Origin of the sequence: Methylocystis heyeri (assembly GCF_004802635.2) — a bacterium.
GTDB lineage: Bacteria > Pseudomonadota > Alphaproteobacteria > Rhizobiales > Beijerinckiaceae > Methylocystis > Methylocystis heyeri.
The window spans coordinates 4,024,966-4,046,846 of sequence record NZ_CP046052.1 but is presented as its reverse complement, the minus strand read 5'-3'; the positions used below and the strand labels follow the sequence as shown (position 1 = coordinate 4,046,846).

19 protein-coding genes are annotated in these 21,881 nt (G+C 64.0%); 12 read left to right on the top strand and 7 right to left on the bottom strand.

Features of this window, described 5'->3' with window-relative positions:
* Positions 1-75 precede the first annotated feature (75 nt).
* The 7 genes from H2LOC_RS18255 to H2LOC_RS18225 all read left to right on the top strand — a co-directional run bounded on the left by H2LOC_RS18255 (position 76) and on the right by H2LOC_RS18225 (position 6,552).
* Positions 76-1,899 (top strand): NAD(P)H-dependent oxidoreductase subunit E, encoded by a 1,824-nt coding sequence (locus tag H2LOC_RS18255; RefSeq protein ID WP_154331716.1) that lies wholly within the window; start codon positions 76-78, stop codon positions 1,897-1,899.
* Positions 1,896-2,618 (top strand): 2Fe-2S iron-sulfur cluster-binding protein, encoded by a 723-nt coding sequence (locus tag H2LOC_RS18250; RefSeq protein WP_136497294.1) that lies wholly within the window; start codon positions 1,896-1,898, stop codon positions 2,616-2,618. The genes H2LOC_RS18255 and H2LOC_RS18250 overlap by 4 nt, the downstream gene beginning before the upstream one ends.
* Positions 2,619-2,667: 49 nt before the next feature.
* Positions 2,668-3,210, top strand: coding sequence for an NADH-quinone oxidoreductase subunit B family protein (locus tag H2LOC_RS18245; protein ID WP_246206884.1), 543 nt, complete (start codon positions 2,668-2,670; stop codon positions 3,208-3,210).
* A gap of 34 nt (positions 3,211-3,244) precedes the next feature.
* Entirely contained in the window at positions 3,245-4,696 is a 1,452-nt protein-coding gene (locus H2LOC_RS18240; RefSeq protein WP_136497295.1) for a Ni/Fe hydrogenase subunit alpha, read from the top strand.
* A complete protein-coding gene (locus H2LOC_RS18235) occupies positions 4,693-5,169 on the top strand; it encodes a hydrogenase maturation protease (protein WP_136497296.1) in 477 nt (158 codons plus the stop codon). The genes H2LOC_RS18240 and H2LOC_RS18235 overlap by 4 nt, the downstream gene beginning before the upstream one ends.
* Positions 5,166-5,561 (top strand): response regulator, encoded by a 396-nt coding sequence (locus tag H2LOC_RS18230; RefSeq protein ID WP_136497297.1) that lies wholly within the window; start codon positions 5,166-5,168, stop codon positions 5,559-5,561. The genes H2LOC_RS18235 and H2LOC_RS18230 overlap by 4 nt, the downstream gene beginning before the upstream one ends.
* Positions 5,562-5,749: 188 nt before the next feature.
* Positions 5,750-6,552, top strand: a protein-coding gene (locus H2LOC_RS18225; RefSeq protein WP_425487309.1) for an IS5 family transposase whose coding sequence is annotated in 2 segments (ribosomal slippage) — positions 5,750-6,076 and positions 6,079-6,552 — 801 coding nt in all. Because the reading frame shifts where the segments join, the coding sequence is not laid out codon by codon here.
* A gap of 1 nt (position 6,553) precedes the next feature.
* Here the strand turns inward: H2LOC_RS18225 and H2LOC_RS18220 are convergent.
* Positions 6,554-7,729, bottom strand: a complete 1,176-nt coding sequence (locus H2LOC_RS18220) for an HD-GYP domain-containing protein (RefSeq protein ID WP_136497298.1) — start codon at positions 7,727-7,729, stop codon at positions 6,554-6,556.
* Between the two features lie 295 nt (positions 7,730-8,024).
* Between H2LOC_RS18220 and dctA the strand changes: the two genes are divergently transcribed.
* The 3 genes from dctA (at position 8,025) to H2LOC_RS18205 (ending at position 10,758) form a co-directional block, all read left to right on the top strand.
* Positions 8,025-9,293 carry a C4-dicarboxylate transporter DctA gene (dctA, locus tag H2LOC_RS18215; RefSeq protein ID WP_136497299.1) on the top strand — a complete coding sequence of 423 codons (1,269 nt, stop codon included), beginning with the start codon at positions 8,025-8,027 and terminating at the stop codon, positions 9,291-9,293.
* A 47-nt stretch (positions 9,294-9,340) separates the two neighbouring features.
* Entirely contained in the window at positions 9,341-9,679 is a 339-nt protein-coding gene (locus H2LOC_RS18210; RefSeq protein WP_136497300.1) for a DUF3175 domain-containing protein, read from the top strand.
* 95 nt (positions 9,680-9,774) lie between these two features.
* The gene (locus H2LOC_RS18205; protein WP_202620495.1) at positions 9,775-10,758 is read left to right on the top strand and encodes a ribose-phosphate diphosphokinase; all 984 of its coding nucleotides are present in this window, start codon (positions 9,775-9,777) and stop codon (positions 10,756-10,758) included.
* Between the two features lie 111 nt (positions 10,759-10,869).
* Here the strand turns inward: H2LOC_RS18205 and H2LOC_RS18200 are convergent, their stop codons facing one another.
* From H2LOC_RS18200 to H2LOC_RS18190, 3 genes are all read right to left on the bottom strand, one after another.
* On the bottom strand, positions 10,870-11,901 hold the full coding sequence (locus H2LOC_RS18200) for a hypothetical protein (protein WP_246206883.1): 1,032 nt from the start codon (positions 11,899-11,901) through the stop codon (positions 10,870-10,872).
* Positions 11,898-12,578, bottom strand: a complete 681-nt coding sequence (locus H2LOC_RS18195; protein ID WP_136497302.1) for a phosphoribosyltransferase — start codon at positions 12,576-12,578, stop codon at positions 11,898-11,900. Before H2LOC_RS18195 ends, H2LOC_RS18200 begins: the two co-directional genes overlap by 4 nt.
* A 73-nt stretch (positions 12,579-12,651) precedes the next feature.
* Positions 12,652-12,942, bottom strand: coding sequence for a hypothetical protein (locus H2LOC_RS18190; RefSeq protein ID WP_154331715.1), 291 nt, complete (start codon positions 12,940-12,942; stop codon positions 12,652-12,654).
* Between the two features lie 66 nt (positions 12,943-13,008).
* Between H2LOC_RS18190 and H2LOC_RS18185 the strand changes: the two genes are divergently transcribed.
* Positions 13,009-14,217 (top strand): cation:proton antiporter, encoded by a 1,209-nt coding sequence (locus tag H2LOC_RS18185; RefSeq protein WP_136497303.1) that lies wholly within the window; start codon positions 13,009-13,011, stop codon positions 14,215-14,217.
* Between the two features lie 282 nt (positions 14,218-14,499).
* On the top strand, positions 14,500-16,545 hold the full coding sequence (locus H2LOC_RS18180) for a hypothetical protein (RefSeq protein WP_136497304.1): 2,046 nt from the start codon (positions 14,500-14,502) through the stop codon (positions 16,543-16,545).
* A gap of 112 nt (positions 16,546-16,657) precedes the next feature.
* Here the strand turns inward: H2LOC_RS18180 and H2LOC_RS18175 are convergent, their stop codons facing one another.
* The 3 genes from H2LOC_RS18175 to mfd form a co-directional block, all read right to left on the bottom strand.
* A complete protein-coding gene (locus H2LOC_RS18175; RefSeq protein WP_136497305.1) occupies positions 16,658-17,041 on the bottom strand; it encodes a hypothetical protein in 384 nt (127 codons plus the stop codon).
* A gap of 299 nt (positions 17,042-17,340) precedes the next feature.
* Positions 17,341-18,087, bottom strand: coding sequence for a Spy/CpxP family protein refolding chaperone (locus tag H2LOC_RS18170; RefSeq protein ID WP_136497306.1), 747 nt, complete (start codon positions 18,085-18,087; stop codon positions 17,341-17,343).
* Between the two features lie 269 nt (positions 18,088-18,356).
* Positions 18,357-21,866 carry a transcription-repair coupling factor gene (gene mfd, locus H2LOC_RS18165; protein ID WP_246207214.1) on the bottom strand — a complete coding sequence of 1,170 codons (3,510 nt, stop codon included), beginning with the start codon at positions 21,864-21,866 and terminating at the stop codon, positions 18,357-18,359.
* Positions 21,867-21,881: the final 15 nt, after the last annotated feature.

Below are 21,881 nucleotides of genomic sequence, written 5' to 3'. Positions count from 1 at the left end.
TTCCGATCGCGTCCATGATTTCATGCAGGCGGAATAAGCGCCGGAGACGAGCCCGGCGCGCGGGAGGGGCGAGGGATGGATCTTGCGGACCAGGACTACGCAGCGACGATCGAGGAGGCCGCCCGGAAATTCGGTGGCGAGCGCCATCGGCTCCTCGACATGCTGCAGCATATCCACAGCCGCCTCGGCTTTCTCGACCGGCGCGCGGTGGAAACCATCGCCGCCGTTCTGCAGTGTCATCCGGCCGAGGTCGAAGACGTCGCGTCGTTTTATTCCTTTTTCAACCGCGAGCCCAAGGGGCGGTTCCATATTCGCCTCGCCCGGACTCCGGTCTCCATGATGAAGGGCGCGGAGGACGTCGCCCGCGCCTTCGCCCAGGCCACAGGCGCGCAAATCGGCGGGACCTCGGCCGATGGGGATTTTTCCCTCGATTGGGCGAGCGATCTGGGAATGGCGGATCAGGAGCCGTCCGCGCTGATCAACGGCGCTCCCTTTCCCGCTTTGGCGCCTTTCGAGGCGGGACCGATCGTCGCAGAGCTGCGGCGCAACCGCGACAGCACAAACCCGCTGCCCTTGTTCCCGGGATCGGACGCATCGAGCCTCGCGCGCGCGCAGGCGCCGATCAAGCTGATCCGTCCCGGCCCCATCCTGTTCGACAATTCCTCAGGCGGCGCCGACGCCATAAAGAACGCCCTCAGGCTTTCCCCCGACGGCGTCGTCAAGGAGATTACGAAAGCGAGACTGCGCGGGCGGGGAGGCGCCGGTTTTCCGACCGGGCTCAAATGGCGCCTGTGCCGACAGGCGCAGGCCGAAGCGCGCTATGTCGTCTGCAACGCCGACGAAGGCGAGCCCGGCACATTCAAGGACCGCGCGCTTCTCACGCTGGCCCCCGGCCTCGTGCTGGACGGCATGGCGATCGCCGCCCATGCGCTGGGCGCACGGCAGGGCGTCATTTATCTGCGCGGCGAATATGCCTGTCTCGAGGCGAGGCTCACGCAGGAAATCGACCGGCGCCGGCGCTACGGACTTCTCGGAACCGACATCTGCGGCGTCGAGGGCTTCGATTTCGACATTCGCATCCAGCTCGGCGCGGGCGCCTATATCTGCGGAGAAGAATCCGCGCTGATCGAGTCGCTCGAAGGCAAGAGAGGCGCGCCGCGCGACCGCCCGCCCTTCCCGACCGATCGCGGCTATCTCGGATGTCCGACGGCTGTCGACAATGTGGAAACCTTCGCCTGCGCCTCCCGCATCATGGAAAGAGGCGCAGCCTGGTTCTGCAGCTTCGGCACGGCCGAGTCGGCGGGAACCAAGCTCTTGAGCGTCAGCGGCGATTGCGCGCATCCCGGCGTTTATGAACTGCCCTTCGGGACGACGCTCAACGAACTCCTCGATCTCGTGGGCGCGCCCGACGCCCGCTTCGTCCAGGTCGGCGGCCCTTCGGGACAATGCGTCGGGCCCAAGGATTACGGCAGGCGCATCGCTTACGAAGACCTCTCCACCGGCGGCTCCGTCATGGCGTTCGGTCCAGAGCGCGACGTGCTCGCCACGGCCCTGCAATTTACCGAATTCTTCGCAGACGAATCCTGCGGATGGTGCGTCCCGTGCCGGGTCGGCACCACCCTGCTCCGGCAGGATCTGGAGAAGATTTTGAGGAGGCGCGGAACGCTCAGTGACGTGACCGCTCTCGACGGCCTCGCGCGCAGCGTCGCCCGCACCAGCCGGTGCGGGCTCGGCCAGAGCGCGCCCAACCCTATTCTCAGCACGATGCGAAACTTTCCCGAAGCCTATGAGGCGCTCCTGCAAGCCCAAGATTTCCTGCCGCGCTTCCTGCTTTCGGAGACTTTGATCCAAGCACAGGCCCTCCAGGGGCGCGGCCTGGTCGGCGCGGAGGAAGAATGAACGGCCAGGAATTTTTCTTCACCGTGGACGGACGGCAGGTGCGGGCGGAGCCCGGCCAGACCATCATCGCCGCCTGCGACGCCGCCGGCATTTATATCCCTCGGCTTTGTCATCACCCGGATCTGAAGCCCGCCGGGCACTGCAAGCTGTGCTCCTGCTATATCGACGGGCGCCGCGCCAGCGCCTGCACCATGCCGGCGGCGCCGGGAATGGTGGTGATAAGCGACAATGAGGAACTCAACAACGACCGCCGCGTCGTGCTCAACATGCTGTTCGTGGAAGGCAATCACATTTGCGCGACCTGCGAGAAGAGCGGCGACTGCGAATTGCAGGCGCTGGCCTATCGGCTCGATATCCCCTCGCCTTCGCTGCCCTATCAATGGCAGAGATATGAAATCGACGCCTCGCATCCGGACGTGTTCATCGACCGCAACACCTGTGTGCTGTGCTCCCGCTGCATCCGCGCCTCGCGCGATTTGGACGGCAAATCCGTGTTCGGTTTCGCGGGGCGCGGATTGGGCATGAGACTGAACATCGACGCCAAAGCGGAACTCGACGAGACGACTTTTTCCGCGATCGACAAGGCGGCGAAAATATGCCCGGTGGGTTGCATCGTCATCAAGCGGACGGGCTATCGCACGCCGGTCGGCCTAAGACGCTTCGATGTGACCCCTATAGGCTCCGACATCGAAAACAAAAGCGGCGCCAAGCCAAAATAGTCCGGCCCTGGCGGGGCCGCATCGCGGCGAGTTCCAAAGGAACGATCCAATGACGAAACCGAGATTGGCCACCTGCTCCCTGACCGGGTGTTTCGGTTGCCATATGTCGCTGCTCGATATCGACGAACGCCTGGTCGAACTCGTCGACCTAGTTGAATTCGACAAATCCCCGCTGACGGACAAAAAAGAATTCGATCGGGAAGTCGACATCGGTTTCATCGAAGGCGGCTGCTCCAGCGACCATCATATTCGCACGCTGACCGAGTTCCGGAAAAACTGCCGCATCCTCGTCTCGGTGGGAGCCTGCGCCCTGAACGGCAATGTTCCGGCGATGCGGAACACGGTGGGCCTCAAGGAATGTCTGGAAGAAGCCTATCTCAACGGCCCGACCGTCGAAGGTAAAGGCGTCATCCCCGGCGACGAGGACCTGCCCCTCCTGCTCGACAAGGTCTATCCGGCCCATGAGGTGGTTAGAATCGACTATTTCCTGCCCGGCTGTCCGCCTTCCGGGGACGCCATCTGGTCTTTCTTCAAGGCCCTGCTCACCGGCCACGAGCCGAGCCTGCCCTATCGCCAGTTCAAATACGACTGACCCTGAACGCCGCGCTTTTCCAAAGGAACGACGCATGAGCGAACCTTCTACCGTGTCACGAGCGCGCAAGCTGGAGATCGATCCCGTGACCCGCGTCGAGGGCCACGGCAAAGTGACGATACGCCTCGACGAGGCCGGAAAAGTGCAGGAAGCGCGCTTTCACGTGGTCGAATTCCGCGGCTTCGAGCGCTTCATCCAGGGCAAGCTTTATTGGGAGGTTCCGGTCATCGTCCAGCGGCTCTGCGGCATATGTCCGGTGAGCCATCATCTCGCCGCGGCCAAGGCGATGGACGCGATCGCCGGGGTGGATGCGGTCACCCCGACCGCGGACAAGCTTCGCCGGCTGATGCATTACGGTCAGTTGCTGCAATCCAACGCGCTTCATATTTTTCATCTCGCTTCGCCCGACCTGCTGTTCGGGTTCGGCGCGCCCGCCGAGAAGCGAAACATCGTCTCGGTTCTCGAAACTTTTCCGGAAATCGGGAAATGGGCGATTTTCATTCGCAAATACGGACAGGAAGTCATCAAGGCCACCGGCGGCAAGAAGATCCATCCGACCAGCGCGGTTCCCGGCGGCGTGACCCAAAACCTCTGCGTGGAAAGCCGCGACGCGCTGAGGCGCGACATCGAACAGATTCTTTCCTGGTGCCTGCTCGCCCTCGACAAGCTCAAGCAAATCGTCGCCGAGAGAGAAGCTGAACATAAGGATTTCGCTTATTTCGAATCCAATTATCTCAGCCTCGTCGGCGCAAACGGCGTCATGGATCTCTACGACGGGACCCTGCGCGCGATCGATTCCGCCGGCGGCGTCATTTTCGACGGCGTCGAGCCTTGCCTCTACCGCGAGCAGCTCATCGAGGAGGTTCGGCCCTGGAGCTTCATGAAGTTTCCGCACATAAGATCGCTCGGGCGCGATCAGGGCTGGTATCGCGTGGGTCCGCTGGCCCAGCTCAACTGCGCCGCTTCGATCGATACGCCCATCGCCGAAGCGGAACGGCGCCTGTTCATGAATATCGGCGCCGGACGGCCCGTGCACGCCACCCTCGCCTATCACTACGCGAGGCTGATCTGTCTCGTGCACAGCGCCGAGAAGATCCAGCAGCTTCTGTTCGACGACGATCTCCAGGGGGACGATCTGATCCTTTCGGGCCAGCGGCGCGGGAGCGGCGTTTCCTGCATCGAAGCGCCGCGTGGAACGCTCATCCACCATTATGAGGTCGATGAGCGCGATCAGGTCACGAGGGCCAATCTGATCGTCTCCACGACAAGCAACAATGAAGCGCTCAACCGCGCCGTCGCGAGCGTCGCGACGACATATCTTTCCGGCCAGGAAATCACGGAGGGCCTGCTCAACCACATAGAAGTCGCGATCAGGGCCTATGATCCCTGCCTGTCCTGCGCCACCCACGCTCTCGGCCAGATGCCCCTGATCGTGACCCTGGAAGACGCGGCGGGCGAGGTCGTCGATCGGAAGGTCAAGCAATGAACGCGGTCGCGGATCAAAAACCGTTGCGCATCCTGGTGATCGGCTATGGCAATCCCGGACGCATGGACGATGGGCTGGGCCCCGCCGTCGCGGCGCGCATCTCAGGGCTCGAACTGGCCAATGTGTCGGTCGACGATCCCTATCAGCTTTCGATCGAGGACTCGATCGAGATTGCGGCTCACGATCTGGTCTGGTTCGTCGATTCGGCGAAGAACGGCGCCGAACCATTCGATGATCGACGGGTGCAGCCGGCTTCGCAGATCGCCTTCGACAGCCACCATTTGACGCCCGAGACGCTGCTCGCCATCACCGCCGGATGCTGCGGCGCAGCGCCGGAAGCCCGCCTGATCGGCGTGCGCGGCTATGAGTTCGGCCTCGGCGAGGCTCTTTCCCCGGGCGCCGCCGCCAATCTCGAACGGGCGGTCGCGTTCCTGCGCGACGAAATCTGCGCCCAGACCGGAGGCCCGCGATGAACATAGGCATGGGCGAGAAACGCAGGATCGTCCTGCTGGTGGACTCAGATCCCCATGCCCGCTCCATACTCCGCAATGCGCTGGAGGCCTCGGGTTTCAGCGTCGGCGAGGCAGCCAACAGCGCCGAGGGGATACGCACTGTCTCCCGGGTGAAGCCCGACGCCGTGCTTTTCGACCTCATGGTGGATCAGGATGTCGACGGCCTTTCCGAAGCCGCTCGCCTCAACGACGTCGGCAATCATCCGCCTGTCTATATCGTCAGCACGGCGGTGGACGCCCTTGTCGGAGCGGTCGGCCTGTCGGAACTCGGTGTGTCCGGCGTGTTCCTGAAGCCGGTCGATGTCGCCGTCGTCGTGCAGACTCTCAAAACCAGGCTGGCAGGCAAAGACTAGAGCATGTTCCCCAAAAGTGCGAAGCGGTTCTTGGGAACTTGCTCCGTCAATGAGATTTGTTTTTGTTTTGACGCGTTTCCCACGCCGAACCGGCGCCCACTTCGGCTGGAAGCGCTCTAGGCCACAAACTCATAAAGGGGATTCCGTTTTCAAGCGAATAGTGATTCAAGCTCCTTGGAGGAGCGAGAATGAGCCAGCGCCGGTATGAACTTTCGGATTTCGAGTGGTCGATCATTGCGCCGCTATTGCCGAACAAGCCGCGCGGGGTTGCTCGCGCGGACGACCGCAAAGTGCTGAACGGCATCTATTGGCGGCTGCGAACGGGATCGCCCTGGGCCGATATTCCCGAACGCTACGGACCAGCGACGACCTGCTACAACCGCTTCGTGCGCTGGCGCAGGCTTGGCGTCTGGGACCGCATCTTCGAGGCGGTCTCCAAGGCCTATGACGGCGATTTGCAAATGATCGATTCTTCCTCCATCCGGGTGCATCAGCATGGCGCCAACGGTAAAAAGGGGGCGAAGGCGAAACGCCGGCCGCCGTTGGGAACCTCTCTGCAAGCCGATGCATGGGGCGCTCGCGCGGCGGACTGACAACGAAGATTCATGCGCTTGTCGACGCCAATGGCCTACCGATCGCCCTGAAGCTCACGGAAGGCCAGGCTCACGATGGCAAGAGCGCCGCAGACATGCTGGGAGGCCTTGGCGATGGCCAAATTCTGCTCGCCGACCGCGCTTATGACAGCGATGCCCTACGAAGCTCTCTCGAGGAAAGAGGCGCTTGGGCCAACATCAAGCCCATGCCGGGGCGGGTTAATGTCCCAGCCTTCAGCCCCTTCCTTTATCGATACCGCAATCTCGTCGAGCGCTTCTTCAACAAGCTCAAACACTTCAGGGCTGTAGCGACGCGCTTCGAAAAGCACGACGCTAACTACCTCGCTCTCGCCAAACTCGCCGCAGTCAAAATCTGGATAAGATTTATGAGTCGGTGACCTAGCGCGGATCCCGATCGCAAAACTCCGGCCTGGCTCTATCCCGGGGAAGCTCGTTCAGGCGCCTCAAGGCGCCCGGTCGGGTCTCGATCAGCTGGTCATCACACCGCATCGCGATTTCCATGAACGAATCGAACTGAGCCAGGAAGACATCCACGATGTCGGGATCGAAATGGGAGCCGCGTCCCTCGGCGATGATGCGGCGCGCTTGTTCGAGCGGCATCCGCTCCTTGTAAACGCGCTCGGCCGCCAGCGCATCGAAGACGTCGGCTACAGCCATCATTCGCGCCGACAAGGGAATGGCTTCTCCGGCGAGCCCGTCGGGATAACCTTCGCCGTCCCATCTCTCATGGTGCCAGTGGGCGATTTCCTTTGCGAGCGCGAGGAATTCGACCGGCCGGTCGAGATCGCGCTCGGCCGATTCTATCGCATCGCTGCCTAGTTTGGCGTGCGTCTTCATGATCTCCCATTCTTCGTCCGTGAGTTTTCCCGGCTTGCGAAGAATGTGATCCGGCACCCCGACCTTGCCGATGTCGTGCAGCGGGGCGGAGCGAACCAGAAGATCGATGTAGCGTTGCGTGAGGGTTTGCGAAAAGCGGGGGTGGTCGCGCAGGAGGTCCGCGAGAAGCTCGATATAGCGCTGGGTCCGCAACACATGGTCGCCGGTGTCGGAATCTCTCATTTCCGCGAGATGGGCGAGCGCGCGAATGGCCGCTTTCTGGGTGAGGTCGTTCTCCGCCATCCGGCGCGACACTTCCTCCTCCAGCACGGCGTTCTGGCTCTTCAGCCAATCGCGCACTCGTTTCATTTCCAGCTGATTGCGCACGCGCGCGAGAAGAATCGCCGAGCTGATCGGCTTGGAGACATAATCGGCGGCTCCCGCCTCGAGGCCTCGCTCCTCATCTTCGGGCCTGTCCTGCCCGGTGAGGAATATGATGGGGATTTCTCCGCAGCCGCTCTCGCGCAATTTTGCGAGAACCTCGTAGCCATTCTCACCCGGCATGTTCACGTCCAGCAGCACGAGATCGGGTTTTTCGGCGCCCTGCGCCAGTCTGAGGCCCTCCTCGCCGCCAAGTCCGAGAAGCACCCGATACCTCGGAGACAGCACGGCACGGAGCATATTGAGATACTGCGGCGAATCGTCGATCGCCAATATCGTGTCAATATGCGTGACCATCCCGCCTTGTCCCTCCATATCTTGTGGCTGCGCGCCGCGTTGTCTCATTTTTTATTACAAGCCAGAGAATAGCCGCAGTCTGCTTGCTGGATCAATCATTTATTTTGGCGCTTAATGATCGCAAAACTGTATAGAGTTGTCGTAAAAAGCTGTTTAAGAGTCCTTGGCCTCCCGAGCGAAAGACTGACGCGCAAAGCGGCGACGGATTTTTCTCCGACGGAGCTGGCGCGATCGGGAGATTCCTTCCGATCGGAAAGCGCGCTAGACTGCAGCCCCCTCCCGCATTTCCGCTCACATGACCATCCAAAAGCCTCTCCACAAAATTCTCTACGTCCAGGTGCTGGCCGCGATCGCGCTCGGGGTCGTTTTCGGCGCCGTGTTTCCAGGCGCAGCGACGGCCGACTGGGTCAAGGCGCTCGGCGACGGCTTCGTCAAGCTCATCAAAATGGCGATCGCGCCCATCATATTCTGCACTGTGTCGTCGGGCATCGCCCATATAGAAGACGCGAGGAAGGTGGGCCGGGTCGGACTCAAGGCGCTCGTCTATTTCGAGGTCGTTTCCACCGTCGCATTGGCGATAGGCCTGCTGGTCGGAATCGTTCTGAAGCCGGGAGCAGGTTTTCCGGGCAAGGCGGACCCCGCCGCCGCCGCGGGCTATATCGAAAAGGCGGCTCATTCGCGCGGAGCGGTCGAAAGCCTGCTGCACATCATCCCCGACAATGTCGTGCTCGCCTTCGCGGACGGGGAAATCGTGCAGGTTCTGTTTTTCGCGATATTGTTCGGCTTCTCCCTCATGGGATTGAAGGAGAGAGGCGCCGCGCTTCGCAGCTTCGTCGACGATCTCGGCCACGCCATGTTCGGGGTGATCGGTCTCGTCATGCATGTCGCGCCGATCGGCGCTTTTGGAGCCATGGCCTATACGGTCGGGAAATACGGCCTCGGCGCCCTGGTATCGCTCGGCTGGCTGGTGGGCGCCTTCTACGCCACCTCCATCATCTTCATCTGCCTTTGCCTCGGCCTGATCGCGAAGCTCGCGGGATTCAATATCTTTCGCTTCCTGTTCTTTCTCAAGGACGAGCTGCTGATCGTCCTCGGCACGTCCTCCTCCGAGAGCGCGCTGCCGAGGCTGATGCAGAAGCTGGAGCTGATCGGCTGCGCTCCCGAGATCGTGAAGCTGGTGGTGCCGACCGGCTACTCCTTCAACCTCGACGGCACCAACATCTATATGACCCTCGCGACCATTTTCATCGCCCAGGCGCTGGGCGTCGATCTGTCGCCTGAGCAGGAGCTTACGATCATCGGCGTCGCCATGCTGACCTCCAAGGGCGCCTCGGGGGTGACCGGAGCCGGCTTCGTGACCCTCGCCGCGACGCTCGCCTCGATCGACCCGCGGCTCTTGCCCGGAATGGCTCTGCTGCTGGGGGTGGATAAATTCATGAGCGAATGCCGGGCGCTCACCAATTTTTGCGGCAATGGCGTCGCAACCGTGGTCATCGCGAGCTGGGAAGGCGGACTCGACCGCGCGAAGCTGGAGAAAAATCTGGCGCGAACCGATCTGGACTGAAGCCGCAAGGTAGAAACCCTCTTCATTGCGCCCATTTGCACCCCGTTATGAAGCGCAATTCAAAAGCTCCCTCCTCCGGCCCCCGTAGCAAGGACGCCAGATCCGGCGAGGCCTACTGGTCGGGCGAGGTCACCCGCAAAAGCAACGCGCTCGACCTCGACGCCGGCGTCTTTGCGCTGGACGAGCCCGAGAAAATCGCAGCGTCGCTGAAGAAATCCGCGGAAGCCAGCGCGCGGCGCAAGAGCCCGCCCTTTCGTTCGGCCATGTCGATGCTGACCTTTTATTTGAACCGGGCGGGACGAAATCTGCCGCAGGAAAGAAAAGAGATCCTCGAACGCGCCAAGACCGAATTGCGCAAACAATTCGGTCGCCTGCCCGAGGGGTGAAGTTGTGACGAAAAGCCGCGCCGGCGTTGGCTGTGCGCGGCGCCGCGATTAACTTGCCGATCGAAGACAACCAGCGCAGGTGAAGGATGACGTCCATGGCTCTCGCCCTCTTCTGCCTCGATGAGGACAAATCCTTCGCAGCGGAGGTTTCCCGCTTCCTCGGCGTCGGCATCGCCCCCCACGAGGAGCGCGCTTTCGAAGACGGGGAATTCAAGATCCGGCCCCTGTCCAATGTTCGCAACAGGGATGTCTATGTGCTCGCCAGCCTCCACGGCGCGGAGCCTCACACCAGCGTTTCCGAAAAGCTCTGCCGTCTGCTGTTTTTCATCGGCGCGCTGAAGGACGCCGGCGCGGCCGAGGTTTGCTTGGCGGCGCCCTATCTCTGCTACCAGAGGAAAGACCGGCAGACCAAGCCGCGCGATCCCGTGACCAGTCGCTATCTCGCGCAATTGCTGGAGGCGATGGGAACCCACCGCGTCATTACGATGGACGCCCATAATGTCGCGGCCTATCAGAACGCCTTTCGCTGCGACACCGACCATCTCGACGCGCGCGGCCTGTTTGCTTCGCATTTTGCGAGGCTCGCAGGCGACCAGCCCGTCGCCGTCGTATCTCCCGACCTCGGCGGGGAAAAAAGGGCGGAGCTGTTCCGCGAGCGGCTGGAACGAAAACTGGGGAGCCCGGTGGACAAGGCCTTCATGGACAAGCGGCGCAGCCAGGGCGAGGTCACGGGCGATATTTTCGCCGGTGAAGTCGATGGCCGCATCGCCATCGTGCTCGACGATCTCATTTCGGGCGGCGGAACCATGGCGCGCGTGGCCCAGGCCTGCAAGACCCGCGGCGCGACGCAAGTCTGGTGCGCCGCGACTCACGGCGTGTTCTCGTCCGGCGCCGCGAAAACCCTTGGGGGCGCCCCGATCGACCGCATCGTCGTGACCGACACCGTCCCGCTGCCAGCTTTCATGACTGCGCTGAAAGATCGCCTGAGCGTGGTCGGCGCCGCCCGGCTTTTCGCGCAGGCGATCGAGCGATGCCATAATGGCGGGTCTCTCTCGCAGCTTATCGAGGACGAAAGCTGAGCCCCAGCAGGCTGCAGAAGATACATATCAATGAGGAGCGCCTGCAGAGCGCTTCTCGGAGAATGCTCCGAGAAGCTTTGCGACGATGCGCCCCAGGCGATCAGCCCCGTCTCAGACCTCGCGCAATGCCGACTCGGCGAGGGCGAGATAGCGCGCCGCCAGCGGCTCCCATTTCTCGGGCAGGCGCGGATGCGAATCGAGCAGATGGGCGAGCGCCAGCCTGGCCCGCAGCGCCGCGCGCCATGCCGCATAAAGCGAAACCAGTTCGGGACGCACCGAATCTTCAAGCGCCGCGCCGACGCCGGCGATGACCTTGCGCCCGAAAGAACCGTCGCCCAGAAGAGCGCATTCCATGCCAAGGAACGCCAGCTCGTCGAAAGGGTCTACCTGTCTCAGCGCGGCATTGAACTCGAGGCAGTCGAAAATCGCGAGGTCGGCCGCAAAACAGATATGTTCGGGGCGTAGATCGCCATGCCCGTCGACGACCCTTCCCGAAGCCGCGCGCTGCTCGAGGAGGGCTCGGTTTCGGCAGAGGCGGTCGTCGAGCCGATCGAGAACCGCATTTGCCCGGGCGCGATCTATCGCGAAAGGCCGCGACTCGATGATCCGGCGATTTTCTCTCTGCTCGCGAAGGAAGCGGTCGTAATATTCCGCCGGAGAGATCGCGGAACGCGCCGCGCGGCCATAAAAACCGGCGAGCTTTCGGCAAAGCAGCCCGATTTCCTCATTCCCGGCCTCGCGCCGGTCGATCAGCCGATCGAGCATGCGCTCAGCCGGCAGGCGGCGCATTTCCACCAGCCAGTCGACGACCTCGCCTTCGCCGAAGGTCAACCCTCCCGCCGGAGACAGCTTTAAAGAAAGCACGCCGATATAGAGGCCGTCGTTCAAGCGTCGATTGAGGCGCAGCTCCTCCCGGCACATGGCTTCGCGCGCTTCCAGCGTGGAGAAATCCAGAAAAGGAAACCGCACCGGCTTTTTGAGCTTGAAGACCTTGTCCCCGGCGAGAAAAACCAGCGCCATATGGGTTTCGACGACGCTCACCTCCCGCGGCGCGTGGGGGTAGCTCCCGCGATCGCTCAGGAAGCGCCGCTTGTCCGAGAGGCTGACCTGCGCATCCTGGAACGGGCCGGGGCCAGCGTTCATGATCGACAATCCGCCCCGTCACGGTCCGCCGCGGCGGGAGAGCCGAATTCATCCAGGATCGCGATCACTTCCTCATCCGTGATCTGCCGGAAATCGGCGTAGAAGAAGCCTATCGCCCCAAAATCCGCGTGAACCTCGAGGCATATCGCCTCGTCGACTTCCTGTTCCAGCGCAGCCAGCGTGTCGGGCGGCGCCACCGGCACGGCGAGCACGAGCTTCTTGGGCCTGCGCGCCCGCACGGAGCGCAAGGCGGCGCGCGTCGTCGCGCCGGTCGCGACGCCATCGTCGACGACGACGGCGATGCGTCCTTCGACCTCGGGCCGCGCGCGCCCGCCGAGATAAAAGCGCCTGCGCCGCTCGATTTCTTCGAGCTCCCTGCTGCAGACCGCCTCGAACTGGGGTTGCGAAACCCCCGCGGCCGCAATGACGTCCTCATTGCGCACCACGAAAGGAACTCCCCCGTCCGCCACCGCGCCCATGGCGAGTTCGGGCTGGAAGGGAACGCCGATCTTGCGCACGAGGACGAGATCGAGCGGCGCCGCCAATGCGCGGGCGATGGGCGCGGCTACGGGGACGCCTCCCCGCGGCAGGGCGAGCGCCACGACGTCCTGCCCCTTGTATTTCGAAAGCGGCGCGACGAGACGCTTTCCGGCGTCGGTCCGATCATAAAACCCCATGCCCTGCCTCCCCGCATTCACGGCCCTGAAGAGAAACATTGGCCCGCTGCGGCGGCGCGCAAGCGCCTTATCTTCAGTCGCCGTGAAGTTTCTCGCGCCGGGGGACGACATATTCCAGCGCCGTGATCGACAGGAAACCGCCGATCCAGGCTCCGATCGCCGCAAAAAGCACATAGGCCCAATTGGATGTGTAGCTGATGACCGCGAAGGCCGAGAGCAAATACCAGAGGCTGCTCCAGCTCGCTGCGGCGACGCGCCGCCGGGCCGACACCGCCGCATTGAAGAAAACGTAGACGGCGTCGGTGACGGCGGTCGACGACGCCACCCCCAGCGCGACCAGAGGATCGATCGAAGGCAGGTCCATGATGTCTCCTTTGAGATAAAGCTCGGCTATAACGCAGGATAGAACCGCGGTCGGAGGTCAGTGAAGATGGACGAAGGGCTGAGACAGATCATAGCCTTGCTGGCTGTGGCGATGACGGTGGCGATAGCCGCGCGCCGCCTCAAGCTGCCCTATACGGTGGGCCTCGTCTTCGTCGGAGCCGCCCTGGCGTCCATTTCCAAAACCCTGGGACCGCATCTCACCCACGATCTTATTTTCGACCTCATATTGCCGCCGCTGCTGTTCGAGGCCGCGCTGGCGATCCAGTGGCGGGAGCTGAAGCGCGATCTCGCCCCGATCCTCTTGTTTGCGACCCTGGGTTCGGCGCTGTCGATGGCCGCGGTGACGGCGTTGATGATGTTCGCCCTGCATTGGCCCTTGGCGCCCGCGCTGGTGTTCGGCTCGCTGATCGCGGCGACCGATCCTGTGGCCATCATCGCCATGTTCAAGGACAACAGGATGGAAGGGCGGCTTCGCCTTCTCATCGAAAGCGAAAGCCTGCTCAACGACGGCGCGGCCGCCGTGCTCTTCGGCCTCAGCCTCGAATGGGCGATCTCGGGGGGCGAAGGATGGACCGCGCTCGGCGCGTTGTTCAACCTTCTGCAGGTCGTGGCGGGCGGCGTCGCGGTCGGAGCGCTCTTCGGCGGCGTCGCCATATTGGCGGTCGGGCGAACCTCCGATCACCTCGTCGAAGCGTCCCTGACGACCATCGTGGCGTTCGGCTCGTTCCTTACCGCGGAATATCTTCACGCCTCGGGCGTTCTCGCGACCGTGATCGCCGGCCTCATCATCGGAAACCTTGCGGTCTCCTCGCGCGAGGAAAGCGCCTTCCTCACGCCAAAGGGCCGCGAATTCGTGGTCTCCTTCTGGGAGTTCGCCGCTTTCCTCGCCAACTCGGTCGTCTTCCTGCTGATCGGGGAAGACGCCGCGGAACTGCCTTTCGCCGCCTATGGGATCGGGACCCTGCTGGCCGCGGCGGGCATAGCGCTCCTCGGCCGCGCGCTGACCGTCTATCCCCTTGGACTGTGTTTTTCGGCTTCGCGCTGGGCTTTTAGCCTCAAGGAGCTGAACGTCATGTGGTGGGGCGGCCTGCGCGGCGCTCTGTCGCTCGCGCTCGCGCTCGCCCTGCCGCCGCAACTGCCGCTGCGCCAGGACATAATCGTCGTCACATTCGGCGTCGTCGCCTTCTCGATCGTGGCGCAAGGCCTCACCATGCCGCCGCTGTTGCGGATGCTGGGGAAGCCGTCGCCGCCGTAGGGTTTTTTCGATCGGATCGAGTCGCCAGCAAAGTCGACAGGCTTTTGAATCGAAAATGCGCGCAAACTGTTTCGATCCTGTCGCTCGGCGCGCCGGGGCCGCATATGTCGCATGGAAGCTTTGTCGGTTTCCTTTTAACTGCGCATCTTGGATCGCCGTCGCGGGCGCGGCGGCTTTCCGACAGCCGCGAGCGCCGTTGCTTGTAAAAGGCCGGCGGATTGGCTCTAACCGCTGAAGCGGATAGTTTCGCGAAAACCGGGTTCGAAGGGGCGCGCAAAGTCCATGTGGCAGGAACGGCTGGACGTTTTTTGGGATGGCGACCGCGCCTTGCTTTTGGGAGTTCTGGATTCGGGGGGCGACGGCGCCCGACTGAAGGACGCCGGCCCCGATCTCACGATCATCTCCTCGCGCAACGCGGATTTTTCAGGGGAGACGATCTTCGTCGACAGGCTCGACGCGGCCCGCTGGCGCGCCGGGGCCTGTCTCGTCGGAACGCCGCCGGGGCACAGATTCGTCGCCCTGCTCGCGTCCGACGGCGCCGAATTGAGACTGTCCCTCGAGGATGGCGAGGAGAGCGAACTCGGCGAATGGCGTCTCGCCCTCACCCTGTCGCCCGAAAGCGTCGCGGCCGAGGCGCCTGTCCTGCGCAGTCTTTCCTGCCCCGCGCAGAACGACTTCCCACGTTTCGCCCGCGAGCAGTTCGCCCTGGCGGGGGGGCGGCTGATATGGGCCTGCGGGCACAGGCGCCTCGCCGTGCGGGGCGAAGATTCAAAGAACTCGCTGCGCATCTGGCCGGCGAGCCAGCTCTTTCCGCCGACCCGGATCCGGCTCGCGGCAGAGGGGTTGGACTATCCTCCGGACGGCTTCGAAGATCGCCGCCAGGCCCCTTTCGCCGTCATGGAGCAATGGCTGCGCGAAGGCGGCGCGCCGAGGCCGACGCTGAGGCTGCGCCTTGCCGATCCGATCGACGAAACCGTCAATGTCCTGTCGCAAATCAGCGTGGCGCTGGTCATGCAGCAGCGCCGGCGCCTGCGCGAATGGACACGGGAGCAGCGCGAGGCGGGCGAGCCGGCCGTAACGCCGCTTTCCTTCGAAGACATCCGGCAGGCGACGGAGCAGCTCGAGGAGTTTCCCGATGCGGTCTGGTCGCATGAGCCGGTCGTCGTCTACAATCTCCTGAAGCTGGTCACGGCGCCCGAGGACGCCCCGCTGGACGGCCTCACGATAAGACGTTCGATCTCCAACGGCGCCCTCGGCGCCGGAGCGACCGCCTCCTCAGTGGCGCTGGAGCTGGATTTCTACGGCGCGGCGCTCGGGGACGACATCGCTCTCGTCAGCCAGCGTCCCGAGCCGGGCGAGGCCTGGACCCTGCCTCGCCTTCCCGGCAACGCGCCCGACATTCGCCTGTTCCGGGTCGAGGCCGAGGGCGTGCGATCGCGCCGCCTGGCCGAGGACGATCCTCTCGCCGCGGAATTGCGGCGCTTCGTTGCGGAGGCGGACGGCGCGCTCGGCGCTTTTATTCCTCGCGCGACATTGGAGCGCGCGGCGAGCCTTCAGGCCCGGCGGGAGAAATTCTCGCAATCGCTGAACGCGTCGCTGTCGCGCCTCGATTACGCCGGGGGCTTCGACGGCCTTGCGCCCTGGGAGCCGCTCACGCCCCTGCTGCTGATCAATTTCGCCGCGCTCGTGAAACAGTCCGAACCCGCGGGCCGGGTGCTCGCCGCCCGTCTCGGCGGCTATCGCGCCTACCGGCTCGATCCTTCCCTGTTCGCGGCGCTCGTGCTGCATCCCCAGTGGGGCGCCGCCGCCGCCGGGGCACTGAAGATTCCATCCGCCGCTGCGCTGGTCTACCGTTTCGCCGAGGCCTGCGGCGCGGAAGAACTTCTGGCGCCGAAAGCTTCGGTCGCGGACCAGGCCCGTCTTTTCGACAGGCTCATCGAGACTTCCGACCCTCGCAAGCTTCGGGCGGCGCGGCTGATCCTGGACGATCAGGGAGGCGCCGACCCCCTGACCGTGGCCGAGAAGCTTTCCGATCTTCCGGCCCTGCGGCAGGCCGCCGCCTTTTTCCAGAAGCAGGGCGCCTCCCGATCCGCCGAAGGACTGCGCGATTATCTCAAGAACCGGGCCGAAGGCCGGTTCGTCTCCCTCACCGAAGCGGCCTCGCTGATCGGGGTTCTGGCCAATTACCGTGAGGCGGCGGCCAAGGCGGAACAAGCAAGGATGCAGGAGCCCGTTCCCGAGCCCGCGTCGCCCGAGCCTGCGCCACCGCCCCCGAGGCCCAAAGGCATTCTCGCGACGGTAAGGGGCTTCTTCGGCGGCGGGAGATAAAAGGATCAGGGGGTCATGAAGCGAGCGAGCCCCGCACCCGCGCAAAAAAAATCGGGGACCGACAAGCGCCCGTCCCCGATCGGAAGATCGCCGCCGGCGAGGCGGCCGGTCGTCAATGACTGGCGCGGATGATGATCTTCACGCCGCCGTCGCAATTGGCGTAGCCGAGCAGGCCGGTGGTCTGGGTGCCGCCGGCGGTCGGCGCATGGCCGGTCCAGACGCAGCCCTTCTTGCCGTCGGTGCGGTCGGTCAGATTCACGGTCCAGACTCCGTCCTTCTGCGAGCCTTCGAACTTGTAGCTCAGAGGACTGCCGTTGGAGAGCTGAAGCTCGGCGGCGCCGGAAATCTTGTCCCCCTCCTCGGTGACGTTCCAGACGCCCTGAGCGCTCGGCACGCCGGAATTTTCTTCGCTGATGTTCCAGCGCACCGCCGCCGCCTGAGCGGCGGCCCCGGACAGGAGAAGAACAGCCGCAGCGGCCAGGATAGACTTCTTCATTTTTTTCCTCCGTTTATAGACATATTGATATTGGCCCCGCCCTTGCCCGGACGCTGCTTTGAACCACGCTATCGTGACGAACATGATTGGCGTTTCCGGCGAACTCGTGTTCGGAGCGCGCCGCCAACAATTGACGGGCTCTTGCGACAGGAGTGCGCAGACCGCGCGAGCGGGTCCTTCGACGGCAGTCGACCAACAAGACGCTTAATTTGGAGACATGTCCAGCGAAATTGGGCGGCCTGCATGGACGCGCCGGCAGGCCGCCCTCGGGGTTATGAGGGTCGGATCAGTTTGGACGGTTAATGGCCGCCGCCATGATCCATGCCGTCGTGCTTCATGCCGCCCATCATGCCTCCCATGCCACCCATGCCGCCCATGCCGCCGCCGTGGTCCATGCCTCCCATGCCGCCGCCCATCATTTTGCCCATGCCGAGACCCATGACGTGATGGAAAACGTGATCCGCGGTCTTTTTCTGGTCTTCGTTCAGGGCGGCGTATAGCGGCTCGATCGAAGCCTTGAGCGCCCGAACCGCCTCGAGATGTTCAGCCATGTGGCGCTCCATCATCGTCAGATGACCCACCACCCCGTGCGGCATAGCGTGATCCGCGCCGGCCGCCGCCTCGGCGTCCGCGCAGTTCTTGGCGATCTTCACCATCGCGGCGCGATAGGAATCGGCGAAGCCGTTCCAGGCGGTCTGCTGCTGGTCGGTGAGCTTGAGCTCAGCCTTCAGATAGGCGAGCCGGCCGTCGATATGCTCGGAAATCCCGCAGAACATGCGGCCCATCATGCCGCCGCCGCCGTGCTCCATCATGCCCATGCCGCCGCCATGGCCCATGCCGCCGCCCGCGCCATGGTCCATCATTCCACCCATGCCGCCCATCCCTTTCATGTCATGGCCCGTCGCGCCGCCCGATTGGGGCGCGGGAGCAGGCGCCGGAGCGGGAGTCTGGGCGAAGGCGCCGGCGGCGAGGAGAACGAAAGCCGTCGCCGCGGCCGTGCGGCCAAAATAGATAGGCTTGTTAAGGGATTTGGAGATCAAGGTCATGAGTTTCTCCCATTAGCGCAGTTTATAAATTCTATGCTCTTGGTCGAGATTATAGGAAGCGGGCGGATTCTATTGCTCGAACATAGTTCGATCGACCTGCCCGCCGCCCCATGCCTCCGCCGGAGCCGGCCCCAATTCTTGGGGACAGACGCAAATTACTCCAAAAGCAGATTCCTGTCCGCGAGATTGTCGCATTGGGAATCACCCAAAAGGTCGCAGGCTCATATTTTTAAGCAATTGGGGCGGCGCGCCTCCCGAGGGCCGCTCGCTCAGCTCTTTTGCTTTTTCTCGGCGATGGTCACCAGCGAGCGCAATATGTCCCGCGTGCCTTCGAGGCGCTGCTTGAGATTGTCGAAGTCGCGCACGAACACGATCTTCATGTCCGGGCGGACCTTGGCGCCGAAGCCCTGCTGGGAGACATAGCGGACGAGGCCTGCCGGATCGGCGAACAGGTTGTCGCGGAAGGCGATGATGACGCCCTTGGGTCCGGCGTCGACCTTCTCCACATGGGCTCTTCGGCACAGCGCCTTGATGGCGACGATCTTGAGCAATTGCTGAACTTCCGGCGGCGTCGGCCCGAAGCGGTCGACCATTTCGGCGGCGAAACCGTCGATGTCCGCGTCGGTCTCCAGCGTGGACAGCCGCCGGTAGAGCTGCAGGCGCAGGCTGAGGTCGGCGACATAATCCTCCGGGATCGTCACCGGCGCGCCGAGCGCTATGGTCGGCGACCAGGCCTCCTCCTCCGGCTCATCGACCCCGGCCTTCAGCAGTTCGATCGCGTCGTGCAGCATCTGCTGATAAAGCTCGTAGCCGACCTCCTTGATATGGCCGGACTGCTCGTCGCCCAAGAGATTGCCGGCGCCGCGGATGTCGAGGTCGTGGGTCGCGAGCTGGAAGCCGGCCCCGAGCGTGTCGAGCGATTGCAGCACCTCGAGCCGCTTTTGCGCCTGGGGCGTGATGGTGCGGTTGGCCGGCGTCGTGAACAGCGCATAGGCGCGGGTCTTGCCGCGCCCGACGCGGCCGCGCAGCTGATAAAGCTGGGCGAGGCCGAACATATCGGCGCGCCATACGATCAGCGTGTTCGCGGTCGGAATGTCGAGCCCCGATTCGACGATCGTCGTCGACAGCAGAATGTCGTAGCCGCCCTCGTAGAACGCCGACATCTTCTCTTCGAGCTCGGTCGGCGGCATCTGGCCGTGGGCCACGACGAATTTCGCCTCCGGCACATTTTCGCGCAAAAAGGCCGAGGCTTCGTCGAGGTCCTCGATCCGGGGACAGACGAAAAAGGCCTGCCCGCCGCGATAACGCTCGCGCAGCAAAGCTTCGCGCACGATGAGCGGATCGAAAGGCGAAACGAAACTGCGCACGGCGAGACGATCGACCGGCGGCGTCGCGATCAGCGAAAGCTCGCGCACCCCCGTCATGGCGAGCTGCAGCGTGCGCGGGATCGGCGTCGCCGACAGCGTCAGCACATGGACCTCGGCGCGCAGCTCCTTGAGGCGCTCCTTGTGGCCGACGCCGAAATGCTGCTCCTCGTCGACGATGACGAGGCCGAGATCCTTGAAATTGACCCCCTTGCCGAGAATGGCATGGGTGCCGATCAATATGTCGACGCTGCCTTCGCCGAGCTGCTTCTTGGTCTCTTTGGTCTCGGCGGCGCCGACCATGCGCGACAGCCGCCCGATGCGCACCGGCAGGCCCGAGAACCGCTCCGAGAAATTCTTGTAATGCTGCCGCGCCAGCAGCGTGGTCGGCGTCACCACGGCGACCTGCTTGCCGTTGATCGCCGAGCAGAAGGCCGCGCGCAGGGCGACCTCGGTCTTGCCGAAACCGACGTCGCCGCAAACCAGCCGGTCCATCGGCCGGCCCGAGGCGAGATCCTCCAGAACCGCCTCGATCGCCGCGGCCTGGTCTTCGGTCTCGTCGTAGGGAAAGCGGGCGCAGAATTCGTCGTAGAGCCCTTCCGGCGCAATGAGCTTGGGCGCCTGTTTGAGCATGCGCTGCGCCGCTATCGCGATCAGGCCCTTGGCCATTTCGCGGATGCGGTTCTTCATCCGCGCCTTGCGGCCCTGCCAGCCGGCGCCGCCGAGCCGGTCGAGCGCGACTTCGGTGTCCTCGGAGCCGTAGCGGGTCAGCAGCTCGATGTTTTCGACGGGGAGGAAAAGCTTGGCCCCCTCCGCGTAATGGATTTCGAGGCAATCATGCGGCTCGCCGGCGGCTGTGATGGTCTCGAGCCCGACGAAGCGGCCGATGCCGTGATCGACATGCACGACGAGATCGCCCGCCGAAAGAGCGCCTATTTCGCCGAGGAGATTTTCAGCGCGCTTGGCCTTGCGGCGGCGGCGCACCAGCCGGTCGCCGAGAATGTCCTGCTCGCCGACGACGGCGAGATCGTCGGTTTCGAAGCCGTGCTCTACGCCGAGCACCGCGAGCGCAACCTTCCCCTTGCCGAGCGCAAAAGCGGCCGGCAACGAAGAAACCAACATAGGGGCCTTTAAGCCATGTTCAGTCAGCACATGGCCGAGGCGCTCGCGCGAGCCGTCGGACCAGGCCGCGACCACCACGGTCTTGTCCCGCGCCGCCAGCGCCTCGATATGGCCGACCGCGGCCTCGAAAACGTTGACCTCCGGCTGGCTGCGCTCGGGCGCGAAATCCCTGCCCGGCCGCGCGCCGAAATCAAGGCTCGCGGCCTCGCCCTCGGGCGCTGAAAAGGGCGAAAAGCGCGCCTGCGCCCGGCGCTCGAGCTGGCCGCGCCATTCCTCCTGCGTGAGATAAAGCTCGCGCGGCTCCAGCGGCTTGTAGTTCGAGCGGCCCTGCTCGGCGTCGAAGGCGCTCTTGCGGGCCTCGTAATAATCGGCGATCTGCGCCAGCCGCTCGCCGGCGGCGTCCTCGCTCTGGGCGTCGAGCAGGAGCGGCGCATCGCCGAAATAATCGAACAATGTGTCGAGCCGGTCGTAGAACAACGGCAGCCAGTGCTCGGCGCCGGGATGGCGGCGGCCTTCGCTGATCGCCTCATAGAGCGAGTCGCCCCGGGTCTCGCCGCCGAAACGCGTGGTGTAGCCCTGGCGGAACCGCCGCATCGTGTCGCTGACGAGCTGCAATTCGCTCATCGGCACGAGATCGAGGGCGCGAAGCTGGCCCGTGGTGCGCTGGGTCTCGGGATCGAAGGAGCGAATCGATTCGAGCGTGTTGCCGAAGAAATCGAGCCTGATCGGCGCCGGCATGCTGGGGGCGAAAAGATCGACGATGCCGCCGCGCTGGGCGTATTCTCCCGGCTCGCGCACCGTGCTGGAGCGCAAAAAGCCGTTGTTCTCCAGCCAGCGCGCCAGAAGGTCCATCTCGACCATATTGCCAGGCGCGGCGGAAAAAGTGTCGGCGGCGATTTTCGCCCGCGGGGGGACGCGTTGTAGCAGGCAATCGACGGTTGTGACCACGACCCGGGGCTGCTCGGCCGAGGAACGCGAGCGCGCGAGGCGGGCGAGACCGGTCATGCGCCGCGACGCGATCGCCGCGTTGGGCGAAACCCGGTCGTAGGGCTGGCAGTCCCAGCCCGGAATGTCGAGCGCCTCCACAAAAGGCGCAGCGAAACGCAAGGCCTCGCGGAACTGCGCCGAGCGGGTGGCGTCGCGCGCCACATGCACGAAGACGGCGGCCTCGCCCTCCGATCGCGCCGCCAGCGCGCGGGCGAAATCAGCGGCGATGAAAGCGTCGAAACCCTCGGGCGCATGGGCGCAGAGCAGCTTTTCCCCGGCCTCGATGCGCGAAAGCGCGGTTTTCAGGGCGCCGGCCGCCGT

Excerpts from the sequence above, each read along its gene's own strand:
- dctA (WP_136497299.1), top strand. The coding sequence starts at position 8,025 with ATGACCATCCAAAAGCCTCTCCACAAAATTCTCTACGTCCAGGTGCTG.
- H2LOC_RS18185 (WP_136497303.1), top strand. The coding sequence starts at position 13,009 with ATGGACGAAGGGCTGAGACAGATCATAGCCTTGCTGGCTGTGGCGATG.
- H2LOC_RS18175 (WP_136497305.1), bottom strand. The coding sequence starts at position 17,041 with ATGAAGAAGTCTATCCTGGCCGCTGCGGCTGTTCTTCTCCTGTCCGGG.
- H2LOC_RS18255 (WP_154331716.1), top strand. The coding sequence starts at position 76 with ATGGATCTTGCGGACCAGGACTACGCAGCGACGATCGAGGAGGCCGCC.
- H2LOC_RS18230 (WP_136497297.1), top strand. The coding sequence starts at position 5,166 with ATGAACATAGGCATGGGCGAGAAACGCAGGATCGTCCTGCTGGTGGAC.
- H2LOC_RS18205 (WP_202620495.1), top strand. The coding sequence starts at position 9,775 with ATGGCTCTCGCCCTCTTCTGCCTCGATGAGGACAAATCCTTCGCAGCG.
- H2LOC_RS18210 (WP_136497300.1), top strand. The coding sequence starts at position 9,341 with ATGAAGCGCAATTCAAAAGCTCCCTCCTCCGGCCCCCGTAGCAAGGAC.
- H2LOC_RS18200 (WP_246206883.1), bottom strand. The coding sequence starts at position 11,901 with ATGAACGCTGGCCCCGGCCCGTTCCAGGATGCGCAGGTCAGCCTCTCG.
- H2LOC_RS18250 (WP_136497294.1), top strand. The coding sequence starts at position 1,896 with ATGAACGGCCAGGAATTTTTCTTCACCGTGGACGGACGGCAGGTGCGG.
- H2LOC_RS18170 (WP_136497306.1), bottom strand. The coding sequence starts at position 18,087 with ATGACCTTGATCTCCAAATCCCTTAACAAGCCTATCTATTTTGGCCGC.
- H2LOC_RS18245 (WP_246206884.1), top strand. The coding sequence starts at position 2,668 with ATGACGAAACCGAGATTGGCCACCTGCTCCCTGACCGGGTGTTTCGGT.
- H2LOC_RS18220 (WP_136497298.1), bottom strand. The coding sequence starts at position 7,729 with ATGGTCACGCATATTGACACGATATTGGCGATCGACGATTCGCCGCAG.
- H2LOC_RS18190 (WP_154331715.1), bottom strand. The coding sequence starts at position 12,942 with ATGGACCTGCCTTCGATCGATCCTCTGGTCGCGCTGGGGGTGGCGTCG.
- H2LOC_RS18240 (WP_136497295.1), top strand. The coding sequence starts at position 3,245 with ATGAGCGAACCTTCTACCGTGTCACGAGCGCGCAAGCTGGAGATCGAT.
- H2LOC_RS18195 (WP_136497302.1), bottom strand. The coding sequence starts at position 12,578 with ATGGGGTTTTATGATCGGACCGACGCCGGAAAGCGTCTCGTCGCGCCG.
- H2LOC_RS18180 (WP_136497304.1), top strand. The coding sequence starts at position 14,500 with ATGTGGCAGGAACGGCTGGACGTTTTTTGGGATGGCGACCGCGCCTTG.
- H2LOC_RS18235 (WP_136497296.1), top strand. The coding sequence starts at position 4,693 with ATGAACGCGGTCGCGGATCAAAAACCGTTGCGCATCCTGGTGATCGGC.